This is a genomic window from Erwinia sp. MYb416, assembly GCF_037479575.1.
Lineage (GTDB): Bacteria > Pseudomonadota > Gammaproteobacteria > Enterobacterales > Enterobacteriaceae > Erwinia > Erwinia rhapontici.
Map to the genome: position 1 here is coordinate 1,153 of NZ_JBBGYT010000154.1, position 1,146 is coordinate 2,298.

Annotated in this window: 2 protein-coding genes; one reads left to right on the plus strand and one right to left on the minus strand. The window is 56.1% G+C overall.

Annotated elements, in window-relative coordinates:
• Positions 1 to 635, plus strand: a 635-nt coding sequence (locus WH277_RS01475; RefSeq protein ID WP_339503955.1) for an SMP-30/gluconolactonase/LRE family protein, incomplete at its 5' end; no start/stop codon positions are given.
• On the opposite strand, the gene WH277_RS01480 is transcribed toward WH277_RS01475, so the two are convergent.
• The coding region (locus WH277_RS01480) for a transcriptional regulator (RefSeq protein ID WP_339503957.1) at positions 621 to 1,146 on the minus strand (526 nt) is incomplete at its 5' end. The genes WH277_RS01475 and WH277_RS01480 overlap by 15 nt on opposite strands.

A 1,146-nucleotide genomic window follows, 5' to 3' on the forward strand; every position in this document is an offset into this window, starting at 1 on the left:
TGAGCCACGGCTCTCCCATTATCCATGAAGGCACGAGCTATCGTTTCAATGATGGTGCCTGCGATCCACAGGGACGTTTTGTTACCGGACTGATGAACGAGCGCCCGGATGGCAATAGCGGTGCGCTGTACCGATTCGATAGTGCACTGAATGCCCGGTTAATCCTGCCGGGGGTAACGCTGCCCAACGGGGTGGCCTGGTCCGAAGATGGCCGTACTCTGTTTTTCGTTGATTCGGTAGCATGTGCAATTTTTCAGGCCACCTGTTCGGCAGAGGGCTTGCCAGGCGATATCAGGTTATTTGTTGAGACACCCGCCGAACTCGGCCGTCCTGACGGTATCGCTCTGGATAAGGAGGGAGGGCTGTGGGTATGTCAGTTCAACGGGGGATGCCTGCTGCGTTACGACAGCAACGGGTGTCTGAGCGATCGTGTCATCATGCCCGTTCCGCGCCCTACCAGTTGCTGCTTTGGTGGCGAAGGTCTTGCGACCTTATTCATTACCACCGCACGCTTTGCTATGACGCCTTCGGAGTTACTGACGTCCCCAGATGCCGGGGATGTGTATACGATTCATCCCAGAATATCGGGCAGCCGAAGGCATCTGTTCAAAGAAAGACCACTATTCATGCCGTAGCGATCCTTGCTGATGGCGAATACCAAAGTGTTGCGCTAAGGCTTCCCATCCCGACGCGGTGACGTTCAACGCTCTTGATTGATTCGAGCGGCTCAGCCATTCCCACGCAATAAATGCCTCCAGCATCGCGGAGCCAAGAGGGCCTGCGAGGTGATATTGCCGCTCGGTCCAGTCGAGGCACAAACGGTTATTGCCTGCGCGTTCCGCACTGATTTCCACGCCTTGCTGTTCAAACCAGCGATGCCCCAGAACGGTTAACACGCAGTGTTGGCCTTCTCGCATGGCAATCAGCCCCTGGTCAAGCATCCTCTGCGTAATCAGCACGCCGAGTTGCCCGGCTAAATGATCGTAACAACAACGCGCAAAACGCAGCGCTTTCGCTGCACTATTGGGCGTTGTTTGCCATTGCGCAGTGACAGGCCCGACCGAGGCCAGACTTTCTAAGAGCTGGGAAATATGTGGCCCGGCCAGGCGGTAATAACGATAGCGCCCAACAGACTCGACGGTGACA